At 75.0% G+C, this 1,123-nt stretch carries 1 pseudogene; it reads left to right on the forward strand.

The features are described 5' to 3' along the window. A pseudogene (locus ACTS11_RS17975) lies at positions 1-576 on the forward strand (dihydroxy-acid dehydratase); the annotation flags it as partial. Positions 577-1,123 lie beyond the last annotated feature (547 nt).

Raw genomic sequence — 1,123 nt, forward strand, 5'->3', positions numbered from 1 at the left:
ACCTCGGTCATCAGCGACGACTTCCGCCGCCGCTTCCTCAAGGGCGGCGTCTTCGAGGCGCGTGCGGTCGTCTTCGAGGGGCCCGAAGACTACCACGACCGGATCAACGACGCGGGTCTCGGCATCGACGAGGAGACGATCCTCTTCATCCGGGGCGTGGGCTGCGTCGGCTATCCCGGCTCGGCCGAGGTGGTGAACATGCAGCCCCCGGACGCGATGATCCGCGAGGGCGTGCGGCACCTGCCGACGGTGGGCGACGGGCGGCAGTCGGGCACGTCGGAAAGCCCCTCGATCCTGAACGCCTCGCCCGAGGCGGCCGTGGGCGGCGGCCTCGCGCTCCTCAGGACCGGGGACCGGGTGCGCCTCGACCTCGACGCCGCACGGCTCGACGCGCTGGTGCCCGACGCGGAATGGGCGGCGCGGCGCGGCGAATGGGTGCCGCCCGAGCTGCATCACCAGACGCCCTGGCAGGAGCTCTACCGCCGCCACGTGGGCCAGCTCGCCGATGGCGGCTGCCTCGAGCTCGCCACGGCCTACCAGCGCATCGCGAGAGACCTCCCGCGCGACAACCACTGAGGGATTGCGCCGCCTTCGGCGTCGCCCGCTGTCTGGGTTTGCGCCGGCTGCGCTGTCGCCGGGCTGGAGGATTTGCGCCGGCTGCGCCGTCGCCGGGGGGAAGCGCCGCCGAGGGGCTTGGAGCCCCTCGACGGCGCCCGGACCTCCGGTCCGGCGCGTATTTTCGGAAAGATGAAGGCGGGGCGCAGGTTTCCGCGATGCGCGGGGCGCGTCTCGGAGCGCGCGTCAGGGGCGCGACCGCACGGGCGTCGCGGCGGGTGTCTGCCCGACGCGTGGCGGCTCGTGCACGAGGCCGGGGACGTCTCCACGAGGCGTCCGCGGCGAGGTGAGCCGCGAGGTGGCGCGCGGGGTTCAGCGTCCGGCCCGGTCCCGGGGAACGCGGCCCCGATGCTGCTCCGGTCGGACGGGACGTCGTGGGCGCGCAGCGGCACTTCCGCCCCGCCACGCGCAAGCCCCACATGGCCGGCTGCGCGTCCTTGCGGCCGAAGACCGGGGCGGGGGCGGCGGCGAGGGTCGTGGGTGTCGGGCCGCCAACCGCCGCGCGAAG

Origin of the sequence: Roseicyclus sp., assembly GCF_052168335.1 — a bacterium.
Taxonomy (GTDB): Bacteria; Pseudomonadota; Alphaproteobacteria; order Rhodobacterales; family Rhodobacteraceae; genus Roseibacterium.